Origin of the sequence: Zobellella iuensis (assembly GCF_016746085.1) — a bacterium.
Taxonomy (GTDB): Bacteria; Pseudomonadota; Gammaproteobacteria; order Enterobacterales; family Aeromonadaceae; genus Oceanimonas; species Oceanimonas iuensis.
In genome coordinates this window covers 138674-160652 of record NZ_JAERTZ010000032.1, presented here as the reverse complement: position 1 = coordinate 160652, position 21979 = coordinate 138674, and the positions used below count along the sequence as shown (strand labels likewise).

Genomic DNA, 21979 nt, shown 5'->3' with positions numbered 1-21979 from the left:
CTTTGTTAATGGATGAAAAAGTGATACTTAGCAGAATCAGCCTTATCGGCACGGCTCACCCCCGTCGCCTCGCACCGTTTTCGACCACACCCCGCTCACCGGAAAGGATGATGACCCGGCACAGGTCGTCAGGCCCGGAATAGCGCTTATCGATGGCGCAGGCGTCTGAACCGGATGCCCCGGCGGAAACGCCCCTGACCGTCCGGGTTTATCCCCCCATGTAATGACATAAACGGATTCAATCTAATCCGAAGCTGTTGCCGCCTGTTTTCCGGCCCCGGAAGGCCCGCTTTCGCCTACTGTCGGGCCCGAAGGCGAGGACCGGAAACCAAGCGCAGCGGCGGCGGATACCATCGCAACCTGAGAAGGAGTAAGTAATGACAAGGAAACCTCTGCTGGTAGCACTGCTGGTCGCAGGAACAGCCACCTCCGCCATGGCGGAAATCAGCTGGGAAGGCAGCAAGGGCCGCCTGAGCCTGGGCGGCGACGTGGAGTTCGACGTCAACGCCGCCAACAAGCAGGAAGACAGCAACCTCTATCGTAACGACGGTCGCAACGACCGTTGGGACCAGACCGGCCGGCTGCTGCTCGACGTCTCCGGGGAGCGGGTCGCCGACTCCGGCGCCTACGCCAGGGTCAAGGCCCAGCCCACCCTGGCCACCAACGGCGGTGTGGGCTCGGACGACGCCTGGTTCGCCTTCGGCCGCGACGATGTGGGCGAGATGAAGATCGGCCGCTTCGAGGCGCTGGATCTCTTCCCCCTGGGCCAGGACGTGTTCGTGGAGCACTCCGGTGACACCTCTTCCGGCCTCTACACCGACGGCTCCGCCTACCTGTACATGGCCAAGGAAGCCCGCGGCCGCGCCGGCGACGCGGGTCATGTGATGGTCAGCCGCCAGTTGGGCGATCTTTACCTGGAGCTGGCCACCCTGTTCGGCGATCGCAGCGACCTGTTCAATGTGGTCGACGGTGCCCGCCGCTACCACGGCCATGAGCTGACCAAGGACAAGGACTCCATAGTGGTGCGGCCGGCACTGCGCTGGCAGCTGGGCGACTTCAGCTGGGCGCTGGGTGCCGAGCACAACCTGGTGGAAGACGCCATCATCGACGCCGAAGGCCGCAAGGTGGCTCGCCGCACCGGTTACGGCACCACCTTCGGCTGGCAGTCCGGCGTCATCAAGGCCAACCTCAACGCCGCCTACCTGGATGCGCTGAACGAAGAGAACCTGACCCTGGGCGCCAACGTGCTGTTCAACCAGTTCGGCCTGGGCTATATCTACGGCCGCAACAAGATAGACGAGGCCGCCGCCGGCTACGAGTACCTGGAAGGCGTCCAGAAGAGCAACACCCTTTATACCTCCTACCGGTTCGACAACGTGCTGGATCTGGACAACTTCAATATCCTGCTCGGTGCCTACTGGTCCGATTTCGATGTGGCCGAGTCCACCACCGCCACCGATCGCTACGGCGCCCGGGTGCGCTTCAAATACCATTTCTAAGCCAAAAGCAGGGGGACAACCCCTGCTTTTTTATGCCCAATCCCGCTTTTCTGTTATCATCCCGCCATTGCAAGCCATTTTTGCCTCATCCGTCCGTCAGGACCCCTATTACCCCCGGAGTTTCATGTCTTTTGCTTCCCTGGGCCTGAACGCACAACTCGTTCAAGCCATCAATGAATGTGGTTACACCGAGCCTACCCCCATCCAGCGCCAGGCCATTCCGCTGGTGCTGAAAGGCGGCGACCTGCTCGCCGGCGCCCAGACCGGCACCGGCAAAACCGCCGGTTTCGGCCTGCCCATGCTGCAGCGCCTGAGCGAAACCAGGCCTAAGCCCCTGGCCAACGGCCGGGCGCCGGTGCGCGCCCTGGTGCTCACCCCTACCCGCGAGCTGGCCGCCCAGGTGGAAGAAAACCTGCGTGCCTACGCCAAACACACCGACCTGCGCACCCTGGCCATGTTCGGCGGCGTCAGCATCAACCCGCAGATGAAGGCCCTGGGCCGCAAAATCGACGTGGTGGTGGCCACCCCGGGCCGGCTGCTGGACCATGTGTCCCAGCGCTCCATCGATCTGTCCCGGGTCGAAATGCTGGTGCTGGATGAAGCCGACCGCATGCTGGACATGGGCTTTATCCGCGATATCCGCCGTATCCTGGCCGTGTTGCCGAAGCAGCGGCAGAACCTGCTGTTCTCCGCCACCTTCTCCGACGAGATCAAGGCGCTGGCGGAAGATCTGCTGCATCAGCCCGAGCACATCGAGGTGGCGGTGCGCAACGCCACCGCCGAGACCATAGCCCAGCGTTTCTACGGGGTGGACAAGGGCCGCAAGCGCGCCCTGCTCAGCTACCTGATAGGCCACAACAACTGGCGCCAGGTGCTGGTGTTTACCCGCACCAAGCACGGCGCCAACCGGCTGGCGATGCAGCTCGACAAGGACGGCCTGCCCGCCATGGCCATCCACGGCGACAAGAGCCAGGGTGCGCGCACCCGGGCCCTGAGCCAGTTCAAGGACGGCCAGCTGCGGGTGCTGGTGGCCACCGATATCGCCGCCCGCGGCATCGACATCAGCGAGCTGCCCCATGTGGTAAACTTCGAGCTGCCCCATGTGGCGGAAGACTATGTGCACCGCATCGGCCGCACCGGCCGGGCCGGAAGCACCGGCGAGGCCCTGTCGCTGATCTGCCACGAAGAAAAACCGCTGCTCAAGGCCATCGAGAAGCTGATCAAGCAAAGCGCCGAGCTGGAAATCCTGCCCGGTTTCGAGCCCGGCCCGGAAGAGGCCCAGCCCGCCACCAAGCCGCCGGCCAACAACCGGGGCCGGGGCAACGGCGGTGGCCGGGGTCGCGGTGCCGGCGCCGCCACCAACCGGCCGCCGCGCAGCAACAAACCCAACCGGCCCCAGCGCCACGGCCGCCACGACGGCTAACCCCCACAACCCCGGCACCCGCCGGGGTTGTTGTTATTGCCGCCGGCGGTTGAGCCAGTGCACCCCGCCGCCGATCACCAGGCCCCAGAAGGCGCTGCCGATGCCGAACAGGGCCAGGCCCGAGGCGGTGATCATAAAGGTGAGCAGGGCGGCGTCCCGCTCCTGCTCGTTGGCCAGGGCTACCGTCAGGCTGGTGCCGATGGTGCCGAGCAGCGCCAGGCCGGCGATGGCCATCACCAGCTCCCCCGGCAGGGCGGCGAACAGCCCCACCACGGTGGCGCCGAACAGCCCCATCAGCAGGTAGAAGACCCCGGCCCACACCGCCGCCTTGTAGCGCTGCTTGGGATCCGGGTCCACCTCCTTGCCCATGCACACCGCCGCGCTGATCGCCGCCAGGTTGAAGGCGAAGCCGCCGAAAGGCGCCAGCAGCAGGCCGGTGAAGCCGGTCCAGCCGACCAGCGGCGAGGCCGGGGTGTGGTAGCCGTGGGCCCGCAGCACGGCGATGCCGGGCACGTTCTGGGAGGCCATGGTCACCATAAACAGGGGGATGCCGACGCCGAGCAGGCTGGTGAGGGAAAACTCGGGCGTCATCAGCACCGGCCGGGCCAACTGCCACTCGAAACCGTCGAAACGCAGCAGGCCGTCACCGCCGGCGACCAGCAGCCCGGCCAGCAGGCTGAGCGGGATCACGTAGCGCGGCAGCCGCCGGCGCAGGGCCAGGTAAGTCGCCAGCATGGCCGCCACCAGCAGCGGCTGGGTCTGGGCCGAGGCGAACAAGTCCAGGCCGAACTTCAGCAGCACCCCGCCCAGCATGGCCGCCGCCAGCCCCGCCGGCACCAGCCGCATGATCTTGTCGAACCAGCCGGTCAGGCCGCACAGCAGGATCAGCGCCGAGCTGAACAGGAAGACGCCGATGGCCTCGCTCATGGGCACCCCGGCCAGCGCCGTCACCAGCAGCGCCGCCCCCGGGGTCGACCAGGCGGTGAGCACCGGCTCCCGGTAGCGCAGGGAAAAGCCGATGCAGGTCAGCCCCATGCCGATGCCCAAGGCCCACATCCAGGAGCCGGTCTCGGCCTGGCTGGCCCCGGCGGCGGCCGCGGCCTGGAAGATGATGGCCGCCGAGCTGGTGTAACCGACCAGCACGGCGATAAAACCGGCGGAAAGATGGGACAAGCTGAACATGGCGGGCTCCTGATTGTGCGTTATAACGCATAAGAAAGCCATGCTAGCAAATGTATGCTATAACGCACAACAGCGAGCCAAGCAGGAAAAGCGGGAAACTGTGATGAAAGAGCCGAACCAATACCTGGCGGACACCCTCAAGGCCCTGCGCCGGGAGCGGGGCTGGAGCCTGGACGCCTGTGCCCGGGAAACCGGGGTCAGCAAGGCGATGCTGGGTCAGATAGAGCGGGGCGAGTCCAGCCCCACCGTCGCCACCCTGTGGAAAATCGCCGGCGGCTTCCACACCTCCCTGTCCACCTTCCTGGAGCCGGTGCCCGAGCCGCATCCGGGCCCCCTCTACCGGCAGACGGACGCCCTGCGCCGGCAGCCGGCCGGCGACGGCATGCTGGTGGCGCCGCTGTTTCCCTTCGAGGCCCGCTTCGGCTTCGAGATGTTCGAGCTGACCCTGCTGCCGGGCCATGAGCAGTTATCGGATCCGCACGACCGCGGGGTGATCGAGCACGTGATAGTGCAGAACGGAGAGATGGAGCTGCTGCTGGACGGGGAATGGCAGCGGCTGGGGCCGGGCGCGGCGGTGCGCTTCCACGCCGACCGGCCCCACGGCTATCGCAACCCGGGCAGGGAGCCCGCCGTGTTTTACAACCTGATCCATTACCCGGCTTGAGGCTGGCAGCTGGAGGCGGAAGGACGTGAACTTCAGTTCCTGTCTTCCGGCTTCCTGTAGGGTCCACTTCAGTGGACCACCCAGCCCCGGCGCTGTGGTTTGGTCGACTGAAGTCGACCCTACTTTCAGCTTCCGGCTTCAGGCTTCTAGCTTCCCGCCCTTTCCTTCAGCAGTTCGGCGCACAGGCGCACGAAGTCGGAAGAGGTGACCATGCCCTGCAGCCGCCCTTCGTCGTCCACCACCGTCAGGCAACCGTGCTTGTTGCTGAGGAAGAAGGGCACCACCTCGGTCAGCGGCGCCTTGGCGTCCACGCTCTCGAAGTCCGAGTCGATGATGTCCATCACCCGGATCTGGCGCTCGCGCCGCTCCAGGGCGCTGACGCCGTAGTCCGCCAGCAGGCTCATGACGGTGGCGATCATCCGCTTCTGGGTCAGCACCCCGAGCAGTTGGCCGCTGTCCTTGTTCACCACCGGGATATGGCGGATGCTCTTTTCCCGCATCAGATCGTGGGCGTCCTTCAGGCTGGCATCCTGGGCCAGGGTCAGCAACTGGCGGGCCATGATGTCGCCAACAGATTCTATAGCCATGCTTTGTCCTTTTTGTCTGGGGCCGGAACCTCATCATAGTATGCACCATGTTGTGACACAGAGGCCGGGGGGGTGCAAACAAAAATGACAAAAAAGCCCGTGGAATTCAGTCACTTCCCGGGCTTTCAACGGATCAGGCGTTTTCCGCCAGCGGCTTGTGCCCCTCGCTCAGGTGCAGCAGGTCCACCAGGTCGTCACCGCTCACCGCGAAGGCCTGGCCGAAGCCCTTGACGAAGAGCCCCTGCTGCGGCACCAGCCGGAACAGGTGGAAATCCCCCAGCCCGCTCAGGCCGGTAACGGTATCGCCGAAGCGCGTCTCTAGGGCACGGATGCCGGCTTGCCATTCGGGCGAGTCCCGCGCCACCCGCTCGGGGCGGGCATCGAAGGTCAGCCGCTTGCGGGCGAACAGCTGGCGGCTGTCCTGCTCGTCCTCGATCATCATCAACGACACCTTGGGATTGGCCAGCAGGTTGCGGGTATGGCGGGCGATTTCGCTGATCAGGATATAGTAGCCGTCCTCCCGCAGGGCGAAGGGGGCATAGCTGACATTGGGATTGCCCTCCCCGTCCACCGTGGCCAGCACCAGGGTCCGGGCCCGGTCGCGGAATTCACGGATTTCGGGTTCCAGCCGACCCTGCAGCCGGGCTTGTTTCTCAGTCATTGGCCAACTCCTTCAGTGCGTTGAATGCCCGGACCTGCTCGGGGAACAGTTCACCCCGTTCATCACGGCCCAGGTAAATTTTGAAAATACAGTGCCCTTCGGCATCGTAGAACACCATGGCGTGGGCCTCCTTGCCCCGGTGGGGCTTGCTCAGCAGGGCCACATGGGCCATGGCCTCCAGCTTGAGATGGCCATGCAACTGCCCCGGCTGGCCGAACAGGTTGAAATAGCCGTGACCCAAGCGTCCCCTGGGCAGGGCGGCCTTGACCTCGAACACCGAGCCGGCCACTTCCACAATAGTGGTCACCGGCCCCCATTCGGCCACCTGCTCCAGTATGGTGCGGACATGTTCGCCCGCCAGCCCGCGGCACAGCTCGGCCGGCAGCCGGCTGACCAGCTGCCATTCGCTGATCCCGAGCAGGGCCGCCATTTCCACCGTCCTGAGTCCCGGCTGCTCTTCCAGCAGCCGGGTGATCTTCTGGGTTAATTCCGACATTTTCATACCCTGTTAGACAGATTAAAAGCGATAGAGGGCGCTGAGCTTGATATTGCGCCCGGGTTCATAGAGCTGCTCGAAAGCCCGACGATAGTAGCGGTCGGTCAGGTTGTCCGCCACCAGCCCGAGCTCCAGCCCCTCCAGGCTGCCCCGTCCGTACCAGTTGGCGCCCAGATCCAGCAGGGTATAGTTGTCGTAGTCCTGACCATGTTCCGCCGGTACCCGCCGTTGGCCGTGGGCATGGGTCAGGCGCGTGCCCAGCCTGAGCTGGCGATCGAGCAGCCAGTAGCCGGCACTGGCCACCCACTTGTCGGCGGGGATCCCTTCCAGGGCGCCGCCGTCGGACTTGTCCTTGCCCCGGGTACGGCCGTAGGACAGGCCCAGCTCCAGCTCCCGCCAATCGTAGTCGAGCGCCAGCTCACCGCCTTTCAGTTCGGCGTTCTGCACATTCCGGTAGCGGGTTTCGAACACCCGGTTGACGAAGTCCATGGTCACCTGCTGCTCGATAAAGTCCTCGACATCGTTGTCGAACAGGCTGGCACTGAGCCTCAGGCGGTCGTTCGCGGCCAGCACCCCGCCGAAGTCGGCCCGGGCGATCAGCTCCTTCTGCGCCGCCTTTTCCGGGCGCAGCTCCGGGTTGGGCACGAACAGGTTGCTGCCCATGGGCCCCAGGCTGAAGTGGGTACCTGTGGTGTACAGCTCCTCGCTGGTGGGCGCCCGGAAGGCTTCATCGTAGCGGGCGATAAGCTCCAGCCAGTCGGTGGCCTGCCAGCTCAGGGCCAGGGACTTGGACCACTCGCTCTCATCCCGCTGGGAACCCTCGATATTCCGGGCTTCGGTGTCGAAGCGGTCGTAGCGCAGGGCCGGACTCAGGGTCCAGCCTTCGGCCAGGGGCAGGTCTGCCTGCACGAAGCCGCCGATCACCTCGGTGCGGCCGTCGGCCGGCACCGGCCGGTTGGCACCGCTGCGCACCCCTTCACTCTTGTCGTTAAACCAGTCCACCCCGTAGGTCAGCCCGGCCCAGGGCAATTGCGAGCGGTTGACCAGGTTCAGGCCATGGGTGCGGTAGTCGGTACTGTCCTGCTGCTGCTGGGCAAGGCGCCATTCCTCCACCCGGGTGTCGTTGCGATACAGGGTGACATCCAGATCCACCAGGGGCGAGGCGGGGTCGAACCGATAGCCGAGCACCGTATTGTCGTCCTGCAGCGACCGCTCAATAAGGGGACTGCTGGTGCCGACCTCGGCCGACGGGTTGCTCGGCACGGCGCCGTCCAGCTCGTGGCGGCGGTGGGACAGGGTCAGCCGCTGGTGTTCATCCAACTGCCAGCCCAGCTTCAGCATACCGCCCTTGCCCCGCTCCGCCGAGTCGGCCAGCTCCCGGCCATCGCCCAGGCGGATATCGTCGTTCTCCCGATAATAACCGTTCACCAGCACATCCAGCCCTTCGCCCAGCTGGCCGTAGAGGGCCGCGCTGCTCTTGTCATTATCGGCGGCGGTGCCGTGGCTTTGCTTGACGTAGCCGCCGAACAACTGGCCGGGCTTGAGCAGATCCCGGCCATCCCGGCTGGTCTGGGCCACCACGCCGCCGATGGCGCCGCTGCCCCAGAGGCTGCTGGCCGGCCCCTTGATCACATCGATCTGCTCCAGCAGCTCGGGATCCATCTGGTAGGTCCCCCTGTGGCCAGCATTGAAGTTCTGGCGGGCACCGTCCACCAGCTGCAGCACCCGGTTGCCGGACAGGCCGCGGATCACCGGTGACTGGATATTGCCCCGGGGCCCGCCCGCGATCTCGATATTGGGCTCGTACTTCAGCGCCTGTGCCACCGTATCGGGCTGGCGTTCGTCCAGTTGCTGACGGCTCACCACGGCCACGCTGCGCTTGCTTTGTGCTACCGTGCTGTTGCTGCGGCTGGCCTGGACCAGCACCTCGTCCGCCAGGCGGACTTCATCGGCCTGGGCCGGCAAGGCCAGGCCGATGGCGACCGCCAGGACGGACAAGGAGCCCCTGGGGGCCTGTATGGTATTGCGCACTCTTCACCTCTCCCCTGAAAAACAGTGGGCGCAGGCTAATTCAATAACCAATCAAATGCAATTCCTTCTCATTATCATTCATCATAGCAATAGACATCGTTTTAAAAATGCGTATTCTATTGCCCCAGAATGTCACCACCATCTTGATCCGGGGATTTACCTTGAGTTTTCGTCGCTACGCCCTGTTTGCGCTGGCTTCCGTTATTCTGCATGGGCTGCTGGTGCAGGCCATGGAGCGCCAGGAGCTGGAAATCGCCCTGGCGCCCGACAGCAACCCGGGCCCGATCAGCGTACAGATGCTGCCCACCCTGGCCCAGCCCGAACCGACACCGCCGCCACCGGAACCCCTGCCGGAGCCCAAGCCCGAACCCAAACCCGAGCCCAAACCGGTACCCAAACCCGAGCCCAAGCCCGAGCCCAAACCCGAGCCCAAGCCGGTACCCAAGCCCGAGCCCAAACCGGTGCCCAAGCCGATGCCCAAGCCCGAGCCGGTGCCCAAACCGCAGCCGGCACCCATGCCCGAGCCACCGGCCAAGGTCGACCCCAAGCCGCAACCCCAGGTGGCCCAAAACAGCGCCCCCAAACGGATTGAAACCCCCAGTTTCAAGACCCGGCCATCCCCCATTTCCTATCCGTCCCAGGCCCGCCGCCGGGGGCTGGAAGGCACAGTGGTGGTGGAAGTCTGGCTGGATGAAGAGGGCCAGCAGATCAAGCGGCGGCTGGCCAGATCGTCCGGCGTCAATGTGCTCGACCAAACGGCACTGAAGGGCATCGCCAAGTGGCGTTTCTCCGCTCATGTGGAAAACGGCCGTGCCATGGCCCACCGTGTACAAATTCCCGTTCGTTTCAAATTGGATTAAATCATGTCGTTTCTGAACCAACTGCATCAACAACTGGGCCTGATGAGCTGGCCCCTGATCCTCTGCTCGGTGATCACCCTGGCGCTCTGGCTGGAGCGAGCCCTGTCTTTGCTGTGGACCAGCCTGCGCGGCGAGCAGGAAAAACGACACCTGCGTCTGCATGGCAATGCCTACCCGGATACCGAAATGGCAACCCCCAAGTCGCTGATCCTGCAGGGCTGCTCCCTGCTGGTCCGGCACCGGGAATGCGACAAGTCCACCCGCGAGGATCTGGCTTCGGTCTGGCTGCAGCAACAGCGCCGCCGGCTGCATGCCGGTTTGCGGGTGCTGACCCTGGTGGGCGTGATCAGCCCGCTGCTGGGTCTGCTCGGTACCGTGCTGGGGCTTATCGAAATGTTCAAGAGCATCAGCCAGAGCCAGGATCCGGTGACGCCGTCGCTGCTGGCGGACGGCCTGGGGCTGGCCATGAGCACCACCGCCGCCGGCCTGCTGATCGCCCTGCCGGCCATCGCCGGCGCCCAGTTGTTCGGGCTCTGGGCCGATCGCCTGCTCGACAAGCTCACCCATGAGCTGAACCAGTGCAACCTCTACCTGGAAGGCGTGGAGCTGGGAGGCAAGGCATGATAGGCCGCCCCGAGCCCGCCCAGTCCGGCTGGCGGGCGCTCACCCCCGACATCACCCCCCTGCTCGACATCATCTTTATCGTGCTGGTGTTTTTGATGCTCACCGCCAATATCCCGCTGATGTCGCTGGAGGTGGACTTGCCCAAGACCGACAGCGACGCCCTGAGCAGCGTGCAGGACAACAAGGCCATGACCATCAACCTGCTGGCGGGGGATCCCGCCTGGGCCCTGCAGGGGGAAAGCTACCCCGACTGGGAAAGCTTCAAGCCGGTGCTACTCGAACGCCTGCCCGCGCTCAAGGAAGCCGAGCTGGTGCTGGCTTCCGACCGGGAGGTGACGGTGGACAGCATGATGAAGCTGCTCGCCTTCCTGCAGGAGCACGAGATCCAGGCCACCCAGATCCTGATGGAGGAGGGGCAATGAAGCCCCTCTGGCTCACCTCCCTGCTGCTGGTGACCGCGGCGGCCTGGGCCGACTCGCCACGCCTGCTCAGCGCCGGCAGCGGCCTGACCGAGCTGGTACTGGCGCTGGACGCGGGCGACCACCTGGTGGCGGTGGACAGCACCAGCGAGCTGCCGGCCGGGCTGCCCCTGCCCCGCCTCGGCTACCATCGCCAGCTCAGCGCCGAGGGCATGCTGGCCCAGCAGCCGAGCCTGGTGATCGGCAGCGAGGAAATGGGGCCGGAGCAGGCGCTCGCCCTGGTGCGCCGGGCCGGCGTGCAGGTGGAGCAGTTGCCCGAGGCCCTGAGCGTCGAGCAGTTGCAGCACAATATTTATCGCCTGGGCGAGCTGCTGGGCAAGGGAGAGGCCGCCACGGCCCTGCAGTTGAGGGTGGACGAGCAGGCCCGGGCCCTGGCCGCCGGTCCCGTCGGCAAGAAGGTGGTGTTCCTGCTGCTGGGCGACGGCCGCTCGGTGCAGGTGGCCGGCCACCACACCCTGGCCGACAGCCTGATCCGCCTGGCCGGGGGCGACAACCCCGCCGCCGCGATGGAAGGCTACAAGCCGGTAGCCATGGAAGCCCTGGTGGCCATGGCACCCGACATCATCCTGGTCAGCCGCCGCCACCTTGAGCAGCAGGGCGACCCGTCCGAGCTGTTGCGCCAGTTCCCACTGCTGCGCCGCACCCCGGCCGCCGCCGCCGGCGCCATAGTACCGATCAACGGCAAGGCGCTGATCGGCGGCCTGGGGCTGTCCACCCTGGCGGAAGCCGAGCGCCTGCACCAGGACTGGCTCCGCCGGCCATGAGTCGCCACCCCACCCTGTTACCACTGCTGCTGGCCCTGCTGCTGGCCACCGGCCTGGTGTCATTGGCCACGGGTCCCATGGCGCTGGAGTGGGGCAAGTTGCTGAGCCCGTCCCGGCTCGACGCCACCGAAAGCCTGGTACTGCTGCATATCCGCCTGCCCCGCACCCTGCTCTGCCTGGCGGTAGGCGCCATTCTGGCCCTGTGTGGCGCCGTGCTGCAGGGCCTGTTCCGCAATCCCCTGGCCGATCCGGGCATTATCGGCGTGTCCAGCGGCGCCGCCCTGGGGGCGGCCCTGTCCATGGTGCTGCTGGCCCCGGTCGCCGCCGGGCTGCCGGCCTGGCTGGGCACCGGACTCACCTCCCTGATGGCCTTCGGCGGCGGCCTGCTCACCACCCTGGCGGTCTACCGCCTGGCCCGTACGCCCCAGGGCACCTCGGTCAGCGTGCTGCTGCTCGCCGGGGTGGCCATCGCCGCCCTGGCCGGCGGTGTGCTCGGCCTGCTCAACTACCTGGCCGACGATCAGACCCTGCGGGATCTCAGCCTCTGGCAGATGGGCTCCCTGGCCCAGGGCAGCCTGCCGCAACTGGTGCTGGTCTGCCTCACCGCCCTGGGCCTGACGATGCTGCTGAGCCGCCAGGCCACGGCCCTCAACGCCCTGGCCCTGGGCGAGGCGGAAGCGGGCCATCTCGGCATCGATGTGCAACGGCTCAAGCGCCGGCTGGTGCTGCTGTCGGCCCTGGCGGTGGGGGTCTGCGTGGCGGCGGTGGGCATCATCGGCTTCGTCGGCCTGGTGGTCCCCCACCTGGTGCGGCTATTGACCGGGCCCGATCACCGGGGGCTGCTGCCCCTTTCCGCCCTCACCGGCGCCTGGCTGCTGCTGCTGGCCGACATGCTGGCCCGCACCCTGGCGGCGCCCGCGGAGATGCCGGTGGGCATCGTCACCGCCCTGCTGGGCGCGCCCTTCTTCCTCTGGCTGCTGCTCAAACAGAAAAGGGGCATAGGACTGGCATGAAACCCACGGTACTCGAACTGCGTCATCTCTCCCTGCGATTGCAGGGCAAGCCGTTGCTGACCGACATTCACCTCCGGCTGCACCCGGGCCGGGTGACGGTGCTGCTGGGCCCCAACGGCGCCGGCAAGAGCACCCTGTTCAAGTGCATCGCCGGCGACCTGGCGGCGGACGGCGGCATCGAACTGTTCGGTCGCCCGCGCCCGCTCTGGCCGCGCCGGGAGCTGGCCCGCCGCCTGGCGGTGCTGCCCCAGCAATCGGGCCTACAGTTTCCCTTCCTGGCGCGGGAGGTGGTGGCCATGGGCCGCATCCCCCACGACAGCCGGCAACAGCAGAACGACCACATAGTGGAGGCGGCCATGGACCGGGCCCGGGTCTGGCACCTGCGGGATGCCCCCTACCCCCGGTTGTCCGGCGGCGAGCGGCAACGGGTGCATTTCGCCCGGGTGCTGGCCCAGTTGCAGGGGGAAGACATACCCAAACTGCTGCTGCTGGACGAGCCCACCTCGGCCCTGGATCTGGGCCAGCAGCACCTGCTGCTGCAGGAGGGCCGCCGCCTGGCCGCCGAAGGCTGCGCCGTGCTGGTGATAGTGCATGATCTGAACCTGGCCGCCCGCTATGGCGACCACCTGGTACTGATGCGGGAAGGCCGCATCAGCTGCGAGGGCGGAGCCGAGCGGGTGCTCACCCCGGACAACGTGGAACACCATTTCGGCTACCGGGCACAATGGCTGCAAAGCCCCCAGGGCCACCGGGTGCTGGTGTGAGTCAGATTTCGAAGAAACGGTACAGGCTGTCGACCCGGGTCGGGCAATCCGCCACCTGGTGCACCTTGTCTTCCGCCGCCCGGGGGCTCTCGTAACTGACCCGGCAGCCCAGGGTATCGGTCAGCTCATAGAGGTTGCCCTCGTCATCGTAAAAGGTCACCAGCCAGCCCATGCTCAGGGTGTCGTGGCACACCCGGGCCGAGCGCAGTTTCCCCGCCTGATACAGCTCGCGCAATTCGCTTGTGGTCATGATGTTTCCCTCCCCGCCGGTCACTACAAGTATAGCGGCGGGCCTTCTGACCAGCCTTCAGGCCGGGGCGCTGTAGCGCCCGGGCTTGTGGTTGAAGGCCAGCACCTGGTTGAGCAGCACGGCCCCCAGCACCGACAGCAGCAACAGCCAGGGCGGCACCACGGTGAAGGACACCAGCACGATGAGGGAATCCACCGCCATCTGCAGCTTGCCGGCACTGATGCCGAAGCGGCCCTGCAGGTAGAGCGCCAGTATGCCGATGCCGCCCAGGCTGGCCTGGTGGCGGAACAGGATCAGCATGCCCACCCCGATCAGCAGGCCGCCCATCAGGGCGGCGAAGGGCGGCGACACCGAGGCCACCGCCAGCAAGCGGGGCAGTTGCTCGCTGAACAGGGACACCAGCGACACGCTGACAAAGGTCTTGAAGGTAAAGACCGGCCCCATCCGCAGCCAGGCCAGGGCATAGAAGGGTAAATTGATCAGGAAGAACCAGACCCCGAAGCCGGTGCCGCTGAAATGGGCGAGCAGCAGGGCGATGCCGGCGGTGCCGCCGGTAAGCAGGCCGGCCTGCTTGAGCAGGAACACCCCCAGGGCCACCAGCAGGGTACCGGACAGGAGGGCGATAATATCTTCGGATAAGGGATGACGGCTGTTCATGGCGGCGACGGCTGCAACACAAGGGGGCGAGATCCTAAGGCCGATGCAGGCGGCCGCCAAGAGGGCCGCCCCCTGCCGCCGCACCCCGGCCGTCACGCTTTCATGACGGCCGTTGTCAGGATTTCATGACAGTGCCGGGGTGTACCCCGGCAAAGTCAGCCGGCTCAGAAATGCCATTCCATGTTCAGGGTGGGGGCGTCGGTGTCGACCCCCGGCTTACCGTGGTTGCCGTACTTGTTGCGCCAGTACTCGTAACCCACCCCGACCCAGAAGGTGTTCTTCTTGTTGAAGGCCAGCTGGCCTACATCCAGCATCAGCGAGGTGCGCAGCAGGTGCTCGGGCTTGGTCTCGTTGTTGAAGTAATCCTTGCCCTTGGCGCCGTTGTAATTGGTGAAGCCCTGGAACTTCAGCGGCAGGCCGGCGGCCTCGAACGGCAGGCCCCAGGCCAGATTGATCTGGTAGTAGGGATCGAAGCTCAGATCCTTGTGGGTGCAGAACGCCAGGCCGCAGTGGTTGCTCTCGTAGGCATAGAACAGGCTCAGGTCGAGAAAACCGGGCACGTCGAACTTCAGGGTCGGCCCCACCGCCAGGAAGCGCTTGCGCGGTGCAAAGGCGGAGTTCTTGGTGTTGAGATCGAAGCCGGCGGTCAACGCCACCTCCTTCACCGGGCCGAAGCCGAGATCGGTGTCGAACAGCTTGCCCAGGTGCAGCTGGTGACGATAGGCCAGGTAGAACTCGGTGGCGCCGTCGCTGCTACCGCTGGCCGGATCCTCGCTGCCGGACTTGAGCGCGTCCAGGTTGAAGTAGTTCTGGCCCAGGGCATAGCCGCTGACGTGGGTCAGCTGCACTATGTTCTTGCTCACCTTCTCGGGGTTGTTCGGCTCGGTAAAATCCGAGCCGTAGCGGTAGCCGATAAAGGTATCGGACCAGGTGGCCGCCTGCAGCGGGGCGGACAGGGCGAGAACGGTGGTGACGGCGCTGGCCAGTTTGTGCAATTTCATCTGTTACTTACTCCGTTAAATACCGGCCCGGATGGCCGGAATACTCCTGAAAAAACCGGCGGCGCCCTGTGCAGGGACAAAGGCCGCCCGCCCGGGCCGGCGGGGCCCGGGGCTGGATAGGGATGCTTGGGGTTAGGAAACCTGGGGGTCGGCCAGGGGCTTGGGCTCGCGGATAAGCCTGCGCAGCGCGCCCCAGGCCGCCCAGGACAGCAGGGCGACGCAGAGTAACAAGAGCCCGGCGCTCAGCGGCCGCTCGACGAAGGTCATGGGATCGCCGCGGGACAACAGCAGGGCCCGGCGCAGGTTTTCCTCCAGCATGGGCCCCAGCACGAAGCCAAGCAGCAGCGGCGCCGGGTTGAAGCCCAGCTTGGCCAGCAGGTAGCCGGCCGCCCCCACCAGGGCCACCACATAGATGTCGAACACATTGTTGTTGACGCTGTAGACCCCGAGGCAGATAAACACCAGTATCGCCGGGTAGAGCATGCTGAAGGGGATCCTGACCAGCGACACCCAGATGCCGATCAGCGGCAGGTTCAGCACCAGCAGCATCAGGTTGCCGATGCCGAAGCTGACGATCAGCCCCCAGAACATGGCCGGGTTTTCCGACACCATCAGCGGCCCGGGCTGGATGCCGTGGATCATCATGGCGCCCAGCATCAGCGCCATCACCACGTCGCCGGGAATGCCCAGGGTCAGGGTGGGAATAAAGGCGGTCATGGCGCCGGCGTTGTTGGCCGCCTCGGGCCCGGCCACGCCTTCCACCGCTCCCTGGCCGAAACGCTCCGGCTCCCGGGACACCTTCTTCTCCACCGCGTAGGAAATAAAGGAGGCGATGGCCGCCCCGGTGCCCGGCATGGCGCCGAAGAAGCTGCCGATGGCGGTGCCGCGCAGCATGGGGCACACCGAACGCCGGGCCTCGTCCCGCCCGGGCAGCATGGAACGCAGGCTGAAGCGGGCGTTGACGCTGCCCGCGCCCCCCGCCCTGATGCTGGTGATCACCTCGGAGATACCGAACAGCCCCATGGCCAGGGCCACCAGGTTGATGCCGTCCATCAGCTCCGGCACCCCGAAGGTGAAGCGCGGCAGGCCGGTGTTCACGTCGGTGCCCACCACCCCCAGCAACAGCCCCAGCACCACCATGGCCAGGCTCTTGGCCGGCGAGCCGGAGCCCACCGCCGAGGCGGCGATCAGCCCCAGCAGCATCAGCGCAAAGTACTCCGCCGGGCCGAAGGCCAGCCCGGCCCGGGACAGGGCGGAGCCGAAGCCGATCAGCAGCAGCAGGCCCAGCATGGAGCCCACGAAGGAGCCGGTCATGGCGGTAAAGAGCGCCACTCCCGCCTTGCCCTGTTTCGCCAGGGGGTAGCCGTCCAGGCTGGTCACCGCCGACGAGGGGGTGCCCGGCAGGTTGAGCAGTATGGAGGCGATGGAGCCACCGTACTGGGAGCCGTAGAACACCCCGGCCAGCATGGCGATGGCGGCGGTGGAAGGAATGTAGTAGGTGATGGGCAGCAGCAGCGAGATCGCCGCCATGGCGCCCACCCCGGGCAAGACCCCGACCAGGGTGCCCAGAAACACGCCGATGAAGCAATACAGCAGCATGGTCGGCTGGATAGCGGCCTGCAGCCCCAGCCATAGTCCGTCAATGATATCCATTGTCTGTTCCGATTTATCCTCAGGTTTCGAACCGGCCGGCGCAGCTGCCCAGGCAGGTGCCGGCCACGACGGTCAACGGGCGGGCTCAGCCGCTCCAGGGCCAGGTCTTGATCGCCATGCCCAGCCCCAGGGAGAAGATCGAATAGGTAATAAGGGCGATCCCCAGCGCTACCTTGCACTTGGTGCCCCAGCCCAGCTTGCGGTCGGGCACCAGGGCCAGCAGCACCGCGACCAGGGTGGCCACCACCAGGCCGGCCAGGGCCAGCAGGCCGCCGAACACCGCTATGCTGAGGATGACGAAACCGGCGCTGCCCCACTCGGTGCTCACCGGCGCGCCGGCACGGAACCAGGCCGGTATGGCGATAAGGGCGCCCAGCAGCGCCAGCACGCCGCCCAGGATCACCGGCAGGAAGCCGGGCCCCATGTTGTGAACGCCGCCGAACTCATAATTCACCTGGCCGTACCAGGCGGCGAAAAGGCCGACGACGGCAAGGCCGGCCCCCCCGAGAATGCCTTTGATGTCTCGCTTCAACATGGCAAAACCCTCCTCCTTGTTTCGCCATCCCCTGGCGGGGATTTTATCCCCGCCAGGGAACTCCTCTCTCGCCGGCGGCGGGGCCCAGGCCCCGCCGGCCAGCTTTAGCTGCCCCGGATGTCGAGCTGCTCGATCAGGGCCGACAGCCGGGCATGATCGTCCGCGTTGATGGCGCCCAGGGCTTGTGGCTCGCCGCCCACCGGCACGGCGCCGAAGCTCGCCAGCTGCTCCGCCACCTCGGGCAGTTGCAGTATCTCGTTCAGGTGCTGGTTGAGCAGGCGGATCACCTCGTCGGGAGTGCCTTTCGGCGCCATCAGCCCGTGCCAGGCGCCGAGCCGCACCTGGTCGTAGCCCTGTTCGGCCACGGTGGCCAGCTCCGGCAACACCGGCGAGCGTTCCGGATCGGTCACCGCCACCGGCACCAGCTGGCCCGACTCGATCAGCTGGGCCACGGGGCCGTAGACCACGTAACCCAGGTCCACATGGCCGGCGAGCAGATCCGGGATGATGGGCCCGATGCCCCGGTAGGGGATGTGCAGCACCTTGATGTCGGCGGCGCTGTTGAGCCACTCGGCGGCGATATGCATGGGCGAGCCGGCACCGGGGCTGGCGTAGTTGAGGCGCTTGCCGTCGCGGGACTGGCTGACCAGGTCGGCCACGCTGCTGATGCCGGACTTGGGATTGGCCACCAGCAGCACCGACTGCTTGCTGGCCAGGATCACCGGCTCGAAGCCGTTGAGTATGTCGTAGCGGGATTCCTTGGGCAGGGCCATCACCAGGGGCGCCGTGGTGAAGGTGTTGGGGGTGAACAGCAGGGTGTGGCCGTCGGCCCTGGCCCGGCTGACATAGCTGTTGCCGATGGTGCCCGCCGCCCCGGGGCGGTTCTCCACGATCACCGGCTGCCCCAGGCGGCCGGTGAGCTTGTCGGCGAACAGCCGCGCGATGGCGTCCACGTCGCCGCCGGGCGGGTAGGACACCACGATGGACACCGGCTTGCTGGGATAGCCGTCGGCCTGCACGCCCCCGGCCAGCAGGGCGGCGGCGGCCATGGCCGCACCGATAAAGCGTCTGCGAGTCAATTCCATTTTGCTCTCCTTGGCACCCTGAAAAGTGCCGTTGAATCCGAGGACACCGGGTGCCAACGGCCCCCGGCATAATGTTTTACATACAAAACAATGTTTCTTATGTGACAAGGCGAACTCTAAAACGCTTTGTTTCCCCCTGTCAAATCAAAATTGAAACAATTTTTTAACACCCATTCGACCGGATCCCGGCCCTGCGCAAGCGGTAAAAAGCAAGCCGGCCGGCAACGCCAGAACGGCGGGCACGACGGGGCCGCAGCGTGCCCAGGCACCTGTTTATGAAGGTTGCAAAGCCTGGCCGTTACGATCCGGTGAAGAGGCGGCAGTGTCGTCTGATGCGTTACCTTCAGACGGCGTCAATGCTTGGCAGGGGCAACGGGGATTACCTCCACCGACCGTCACATGCCATGGACGGCATGTGCGAGCCTACATGGATGTACTTGCAGCGTGTCGGTGGAGGTGGCCCTGTTGCCTCTTCGCCGGGTGGTAACAGCCAACACCCGCAAAGATCGTGCTCAGCTTCCAGAGACGCTTTCCACAGACTGGAGCCGACGCAATGCTTCCCCGGCTCCGTTTCCTCCCCGGTCGGCCCCGGCTCCCGCTCAGTACAGCTTCTTCTGGGGCGGGCCGGCGAAGTTGAGCGGGCCTATGCCGTTCATCTCCACTTCCACCAGGGCCGGGCCCTGCACCGCCATGGCCCCGCCGATGGCCTGCTCGAATTCGGCCAGGCTGGCCGCCTTCCAGCTGGCCAGGCCCACGGCCTCGCCCATGGCCTTGAAGTCGGGAGTGTGCAGCTGGTTGAAGTACTGGCGGCCGCCGAAGTACTGGTTCTGGATGCCGCGCATCACCCCGTAACCGCCGTCGTTCATCACCAGCAGCACCAGGTTGGTCTGCTCCTGCACCATGGTCGCCAGCTCGCCCACCCCCAGCATCAGGCCGCCGTCGCCCACCAGGCCCACCACCTTGCGCTCCGGGTTGGCCACGGCGGCGCCGATGGCCATGGCCAGGCCCATGCCGATGGCGCCGGCCAGGGAGTGGATATTGGTGTTGGGCGCCTGGATGGGGAACAGCCGGCTGCCCCAGGTGCTGCCGGACATGGTGATGTCGCGCACCAGGATGCCGTCATCGGGCAGCGCCGCCCGCAGCTGGCCGCAGAGGGTGGCATAGGGGCCGAGCTGCTCGGTGAGCGCCGCCACCGCCGCCGCTTTCGCCTCGGTGATGGCCCGGTCGAACTCGGGGTTGGCCTTGGCCTGCCCCTGCAGCGCCGCCACCAGGGCGGCCAGCACCGCCTTGGCGTCGCCGCACACGAAATGGTCCACCGGGTAGTTGCGCTGGGCCGCCGCCGGGTTGGCGTCCACCTGGTACAGGGGGCGCGGCAGGACCAGGGAATAGGTGCGGGTCTCGTTGCTGCGCAGGCGCGAGCCCACCACCAGCGCCAGGTCGCACTCGGCCATCAGCGCCTCGACCGCCGCCGAGTTGTGGAAGGCGCCCAGGCTGCGCGGGTGGGCATCGGGCAGGATGCCGCGGCCATGGGTGGAGGAGATCACCGCCACCCCCAGATCCGCCAGCGCCGCCACTTCCTCGCTGCAGTGCAGGGCGCCGCCGCCCACCCACAGCAGCGGGCGCCTGGCCGCCTGCAGCGCCGCCGCCAGGGCGGCCAGCTCCGCCTGTGCCGGCGCCGGCACGGCCAGGGGACGCACCGGACCCAGCTCGGCAGGCAGGCTGATCTCCGCCGCCTGCACGTCGATGGGCAGCTCCACACTCACCGGCCCCATGGGCACGGTGGTGGCCACGCGGATCGCCTCGCGCAGCACGCCCACCGCCTGCTCCGGGCTGGTGATGCGGAAGGCCGCCTTGCTGCTGGCCTTGAGGAAGGTCAGCTGGTCCCGGGTTTCGTGGATAAAGCTGGCGTCCCGATCCAGGTATTCCCGCTCCACCTGGCCGGTGAGGTGAATAAGCGGGCTGGCGGCGTTCAGCGCCTCCAGCAGGGCGCCCACCGCGTTGCCGGCGCCGGCGCCGGTGCTGGTGATGGCCACGCCCAGGCCGGAGAAGCGGCCGTGGGCGTCGGCCATGGTCACGGCGCCGGCTTCGCCCCGGGCGGCCACGAAACGGATCCGCTCGCGCCGGCCGATGGCGTCGGCGATGGGCAGGTTGTGGATGGAGATGACCCCGTAGACGCTGTTCACGCCGTGGGCTTCCAGTACCCGGGCGATGGCTTCGCCCACATTGACTCTGTTGCTCATGATGCTGTCCTTGTTCTGTTCAGTCGTTAGCCCGGGCTTAGCAGCACCAGGGGTTGGGTTGGTCACTCAGGCCCACGTAGATGCTCTTCTGCTGCATGTAAGCGAGCACGCCCTGGCGGCCTTTTTCCCGGCCGAGGCCGCTTTCCTTGAAACCGCCGAAGGGGGCGGAAACCGAAAATTTCTTGTAGGTATTGATCCAGACGGTGCCGGTCTCGAGCCGGCGCGCCAGGCGCCAGGCCCGGCGGAAGTCCTCGCTCCAGATGCCGGCGGCCAGGCCGAACACGCTGTCGTTGGCCTCGGCCACCAGTTGCTCTTCGTCGTCGAAACTCATCACCACCAGCACCGGGCCAAAGATTTCCTCCTGGCACACCCGGGCGCTGTTGGCCAGGCCGGCGATGATGGTGGGCGGATAGAAGCAGCCCCCGGCCAGCTCGCCCTCGGTCAGCCGTTCGCCGCCGCACAGCACCCGGCCGCCCTCGGCCCTGGCCAGGGCCACGTAGTCGGCCACCGACTGTAGGTGGGCCTCGTTGATGAGCGGCCCCATGTGAATGCCGGGCCGCTCCGGATGGCCGACCCGCAGCTCCCGGGTCAGGCTCAGCAACCGGCTGAGGAAGCGCTCGTAGAGGCTGCTGTGCACGAACAGCCGGGAGCCGGCGATGCAGGCCTGGCCGGCGGAGCTGAAGATGCCGTAGACCACGCCCCTGGCGGCCAGCTCGAGGTCCGCGTCCGCCAGCACCAGGGTGGGCGACTTGCCGCCCAGCTCCAGCGAGGTGGGGATCAGCTTGTCCGCCGCCACGTGGGCCAGGCGGCGGCCGGTGTTGGTGCCGCCGGTGAAGGAGATCTTGCGCACCAGGGGGTGGCGGGCCAGGACCTCGCCCACCACGGAGCCGCGTCCGGGCAGTATGCTCAGCAGCCCCTTGGGCAGGCCGGCCTCCTCGAACAGCTTGGCCAGCTCCAGCGCCGCCAGCGGGGTGGCATCGGCGGGCTTGAGCAGCACGGCGTTGCCGCCGGCCAGGGCCGGGGCGATTTTCTGCATCTCGCTGGCGATGGGCGAGTTCCAGGGGGTGATGGCGGCCACCACGCCGATAGGCTCATGCACGCTCAGGGTCATGAAATCCGGGGCGCGCGGGGTATTGAGCTGTTCGTCCAGGGTCTCGCAGGCGGCGGCGAAGTAGCGGGCGGTGCCGGCGGCGCTGGCCACCAGGGCCCGGGTTTCCGCCAGCGGCTTGCCGTTGTCCCGGGTCTGCAGGGCGGCCAGCTGTTCGCTGCGCTGCTCGATCAGATCCGCCACCCGGTACAGCACGGCGGCGCGCTGGTGCGGCAGGGCCTGGCGCCAGGACGGATGGCGCCAGGCGCGCTCGGCGGCCTGCACCGCCTCTTCCACGTCCTCGACGCTGGCGGTGCTGACCTCGGCGTTGACGCTGCCGTCCGCCGGGAAATGGCTGATGCTCACCGGGCCCCGGCCCTGGCGCCATTCGCCGCCGATAAAAATGGGTCTAACCATGATATGA

Annotated in this window: 22 protein-coding genes; 9 read left to right on the top strand and 13 right to left on the bottom strand. The window is 66.7% G+C overall.

Annotated elements, in window-relative coordinates; all coding sequences use genetic code 11:
• The first annotated feature begins 377 nt into the window (after nucleotides 1-377).
• Nucleotides 378-1499, top strand: coding sequence for a carbohydrate porin (locus JKV55_RS18465; RefSeq protein ID WP_202088467.1), 1122 nt, complete (start codon nucleotides 378-380; stop codon nucleotides 1497-1499).
• Between the two features lie 124 nt (nucleotides 1500-1623).
• On the top strand, nucleotides 1624-2922 hold the full coding sequence (locus JKV55_RS18460) for a DEAD/DEAH box helicase (protein ID WP_237332990.1): 1299 nt from the start codon (nucleotides 1624-1626) through the stop codon (nucleotides 2920-2922).
• Nucleotides 2923-2955: 33 nt separating this feature from the next.
• On the opposite strand, the gene JKV55_RS18455 is transcribed toward JKV55_RS18460, so the two are convergent.
• Nucleotides 2956-4104 carry a benzoate/H(+) symporter BenE family transporter gene (locus tag JKV55_RS18455; RefSeq protein ID WP_237332989.1) on the bottom strand — a complete coding sequence of 383 codons (1149 nt, stop codon included), beginning with the start codon at nucleotides 4102-4104 and terminating at the stop codon, nucleotides 2956-2958.
• A gap of 103 nt (nucleotides 4105-4207) precedes the next feature.
• On the opposite strand from JKV55_RS18455, the gene JKV55_RS18450 reads away from it, so the two are divergent.
• Entirely contained in the window at nucleotides 4208-4768 is a 561-nt protein-coding gene (locus tag JKV55_RS18450; RefSeq protein WP_202088463.1) for a helix-turn-helix domain-containing protein, read from the top strand.
• A gap of 146 nt (nucleotides 4769-4914) precedes the next feature.
• Here JKV55_RS18450 and JKV55_RS18445 read toward each other — a convergent pair whose 3' ends face one another.
• The 4 genes from JKV55_RS18445 to JKV55_RS18430 form a co-directional block, all read right to left on the bottom strand.
• On the bottom strand, nucleotides 4915-5355 hold the full coding sequence (locus JKV55_RS18445) for a CBS domain-containing protein (protein ID WP_202088461.1): 441 nt from the start codon (nucleotides 5353-5355) through the stop codon (nucleotides 4915-4917).
• A gap of 133 nt (nucleotides 5356-5488) precedes the next feature.
• Complete coding sequence (gene hutZ, locus JKV55_RS18440; RefSeq protein ID WP_202088459.1) at nucleotides 5489-6016, bottom strand: heme utilization protein HutZ; 528 nt, start codon at nucleotides 6014-6016, stop codon at nucleotides 5489-5491.
• Complete coding sequence (hutX, locus tag JKV55_RS18435; protein WP_202088458.1) at nucleotides 6009-6512, bottom strand: heme utilization cystosolic carrier protein HutX; 504 nt, start codon at nucleotides 6510-6512, stop codon at nucleotides 6009-6011. The genes hutZ and hutX overlap by 8 nt, the downstream gene beginning before the upstream one ends.
• Before the next feature lie 21 nt (nucleotides 6513-6533).
• Nucleotides 6534-8543 carry a TonB-dependent hemoglobin/transferrin/lactoferrin family receptor gene (locus JKV55_RS18430; protein ID WP_202088456.1) on the bottom strand — a complete coding sequence of 670 codons (2010 nt, stop codon included), beginning with the start codon at nucleotides 8541-8543 and terminating at the stop codon, nucleotides 6534-6536.
• 107 nt (nucleotides 8544-8650) lie between these two features.
• On the opposite strand from JKV55_RS18430, the gene JKV55_RS18425 reads away from it, so the two are divergent.
• The 6 genes from JKV55_RS18425 to JKV55_RS18400 are packed head-to-tail and all read left to right on the top strand — an operon-like array spanning nucleotide 8651 to nucleotide 13047.
• Nucleotides 8651-9403, top strand: coding sequence for an energy transducer TonB (locus JKV55_RS18425; protein ID WP_202088455.1), 753 nt, complete (start codon nucleotides 8651-8653; stop codon nucleotides 9401-9403).
• 3 nt (nucleotides 9404-9406) lie between these two features.
• On the top strand, nucleotides 9407-10027 hold the full coding sequence (locus JKV55_RS18420) for a MotA/TolQ/ExbB proton channel family protein (RefSeq protein ID WP_202088454.1): 621 nt from the start codon (nucleotides 9407-9409) through the stop codon (nucleotides 10025-10027).
• On the top strand, nucleotides 10024-10449 hold the full coding sequence (locus JKV55_RS18415; protein WP_202088453.1) for an ExbD/TolR family protein: 426 nt from the start codon (nucleotides 10024-10026) through the stop codon (nucleotides 10447-10449). Before JKV55_RS18420 ends, JKV55_RS18415 begins: the two co-directional genes overlap by 4 nt.
• Nucleotides 10446-11270, top strand: coding sequence for a heme/hemin ABC transporter substrate-binding protein (locus JKV55_RS18410; protein ID WP_202088452.1), 825 nt, complete (start codon nucleotides 10446-10448; stop codon nucleotides 11268-11270). The genes JKV55_RS18415 and JKV55_RS18410 overlap by 4 nt, the downstream gene beginning before the upstream one ends.
• Nucleotides 11267-12283, top strand: a complete 1017-nt coding sequence (locus JKV55_RS18405) for a FecCD family ABC transporter permease (protein WP_202088451.1) — start codon at nucleotides 11267-11269, stop codon at nucleotides 12281-12283. The genes JKV55_RS18410 and JKV55_RS18405 overlap by 4 nt, the downstream gene beginning before the upstream one ends.
• Entirely contained in the window at nucleotides 12280-13047 is a 768-nt protein-coding gene (locus tag JKV55_RS18400; protein WP_202088450.1) for a heme ABC transporter ATP-binding protein, read from the top strand. Before JKV55_RS18405 ends, JKV55_RS18400 begins: the two co-directional genes overlap by 4 nt.
• A 1-nt stretch (nucleotide 13048) precedes the next feature.
• Here JKV55_RS18400 and JKV55_RS18395 read toward each other — a convergent pair whose 3' ends face one another.
• The 8 genes from JKV55_RS18395 to JKV55_RS18360 all read right to left on the bottom strand — a co-directional run bounded on the left by JKV55_RS18395 (nucleotide 13049) and on the right by JKV55_RS18360 (nucleotide 21972).
• Nucleotides 13049-13297: a hypothetical protein gene (locus tag JKV55_RS18395; protein WP_202088448.1), complete on the bottom strand. Its 249-nt coding sequence runs from the start codon at nucleotides 13295-13297 to the stop codon at nucleotides 13049-13051.
• Nucleotides 13298-13354: 57 nt separating this feature from the next.
• Nucleotides 13355-13954: a YitT family protein gene (locus JKV55_RS18390; protein WP_202088446.1), complete on the bottom strand. Its 600-nt coding sequence runs from the start codon at nucleotides 13952-13954 to the stop codon at nucleotides 13355-13357.
• 164 nt (nucleotides 13955-14118) lie between these two features.
• Entirely contained in the window at nucleotides 14119-14955 is an 837-nt protein-coding gene (locus JKV55_RS18385; protein WP_202088444.1) for an outer membrane protein OmpK, read from the bottom strand.
• A gap of 132 nt (nucleotides 14956-15087) precedes the next feature.
• Nucleotides 15088-16608, bottom strand: coding sequence for a tripartite tricarboxylate transporter permease (locus tag JKV55_RS18380; RefSeq protein ID WP_202088443.1), 1521 nt, complete (start codon nucleotides 16606-16608; stop codon nucleotides 15088-15090).
• A gap of 85 nt (nucleotides 16609-16693) precedes the next feature.
• A complete protein-coding gene (locus JKV55_RS18375) occupies nucleotides 16694-17143 on the bottom strand; it encodes a tripartite tricarboxylate transporter TctB family protein (RefSeq protein WP_202088441.1) in 450 nt (149 codons plus the stop codon).
• A gap of 104 nt (nucleotides 17144-17247) precedes the next feature.
• Nucleotides 17248-18228 (bottom strand): Bug family tripartite tricarboxylate transporter substrate binding protein, encoded by a 981-nt coding sequence (locus tag JKV55_RS18370; protein WP_202088439.1) that lies wholly within the window; start codon nucleotides 18226-18228, stop codon nucleotides 17248-17250.
• 599 nt (nucleotides 18229-18827) lie between these two features.
• Nucleotides 18828-20468 carry a thiamine pyrophosphate-binding protein gene (locus JKV55_RS18365; RefSeq protein WP_202088437.1) on the bottom strand — a complete coding sequence of 547 codons (1641 nt, stop codon included), beginning with the start codon at nucleotides 20466-20468 and terminating at the stop codon, nucleotides 18828-18830.
• 37 nt (nucleotides 20469-20505) lie between these two features.
• Nucleotides 20506-21972: an aldehyde dehydrogenase gene (locus JKV55_RS18360; protein WP_202088435.1), complete on the bottom strand. Its 1467-nt coding sequence runs from the start codon at nucleotides 21970-21972 to the stop codon at nucleotides 20506-20508.
• Nucleotides 21973-21979 lie beyond the last annotated feature (7 nt).

Bases quoted from the DNA above. Each gene is read 5' to 3' on its own strand.
- JKV55_RS18465 (WP_202088467.1), top strand. From the start codon at position 378: ATGACAAGGAAACCTCTGCTGGTAGCACTGCTGGTCGCAGGAACAGCC.
- JKV55_RS18460 (WP_237332990.1), top strand. From the start codon at position 1,624: ATGTCTTTTGCTTCCCTGGGCCTGAACGCACAACTCGTTCAAGCCATC.
- JKV55_RS18455 (WP_237332989.1), bottom strand. From the start codon at position 4,104: ATGTTCAGCTTGTCCCATCTTTCCGCCGGTTTTATCGCCGTGCTGGTC.
- JKV55_RS18450 (WP_202088463.1), top strand. From the start codon at position 4,208: ATGAAAGAGCCGAACCAATACCTGGCGGACACCCTCAAGGCCCTGCGC.
- JKV55_RS18445 (WP_202088461.1), bottom strand. From the start codon at position 5,355: ATGGCTATAGAATCTGTTGGCGACATCATGGCCCGCCAGTTGCTGACC.
- hutZ (WP_202088459.1), bottom strand. From the start codon at position 6,016: ATGACTGAGAAACAAGCCCGGCTGCAGGGTCGGCTGGAACCCGAAATC.
- hutX (WP_202088458.1), bottom strand. From the start codon at position 6,512: ATGTCGGAATTAACCCAGAAGATCACCCGGCTGCTGGAAGAGCAGCCG.
- JKV55_RS18425 (WP_202088455.1), top strand. From the start codon at position 8,651: ATGCGTATTCTATTGCCCCAGAATGTCACCACCATCTTGATCCGGGGA.
- JKV55_RS18420 (WP_202088454.1), top strand. From the start codon at position 9,407: ATGTCGTTTCTGAACCAACTGCATCAACAACTGGGCCTGATGAGCTGG.
- JKV55_RS18415 (WP_202088453.1), top strand. From the start codon at position 10,024: ATGATAGGCCGCCCCGAGCCCGCCCAGTCCGGCTGGCGGGCGCTCACC.
- JKV55_RS18410 (WP_202088452.1), top strand. From the start codon at position 10,446: ATGAAGCCCCTCTGGCTCACCTCCCTGCTGCTGGTGACCGCGGCGGCC.
- JKV55_RS18405 (WP_202088451.1), top strand. From the start codon at position 11,267: ATGAGTCGCCACCCCACCCTGTTACCACTGCTGCTGGCCCTGCTGCTG.
- JKV55_RS18400 (WP_202088450.1), top strand. From the start codon at position 12,280: ATGAAACCCACGGTACTCGAACTGCGTCATCTCTCCCTGCGATTGCAG.
- JKV55_RS18395 (WP_202088448.1), bottom strand. From the start codon at position 13,297: ATGACCACAAGCGAATTGCGCGAGCTGTATCAGGCGGGGAAACTGCGC.
- JKV55_RS18390 (WP_202088446.1), bottom strand. From the start codon at position 13,954: ATGAACAGCCGTCATCCCTTATCCGAAGATATTATCGCCCTCCTGTCC.
- JKV55_RS18385 (WP_202088444.1), bottom strand. From the start codon at position 14,955: ATGAAATTGCACAAACTGGCCAGCGCCGTCACCACCGTTCTCGCCCTG.
- JKV55_RS18380 (WP_202088443.1), bottom strand. From the start codon at position 16,608: ATGGATATCATTGACGGACTATGGCTGGGGCTGCAGGCCGCTATCCAG.
- JKV55_RS18375 (WP_202088441.1), bottom strand. From the start codon at position 17,143: ATGTTGAAGCGAGACATCAAAGGCATTCTCGGGGGGGCCGGCCTTGCC.
- JKV55_RS18370 (WP_202088439.1), bottom strand. From the start codon at position 18,228: ATGGAATTGACTCGCAGACGCTTTATCGGTGCGGCCATGGCCGCCGCC.
- JKV55_RS18365 (WP_202088437.1), bottom strand. From the start codon at position 20,468: ATGAGCAACAGAGTCAATGTGGGCGAAGCCATCGCCCGGGTACTGGAA.
- JKV55_RS18360 (WP_202088435.1), bottom strand. From the start codon at position 21,972: ATGGTTAGACCCATTTTTATCGGCGGCGAATGGCGCCAGGGCCGGGGC.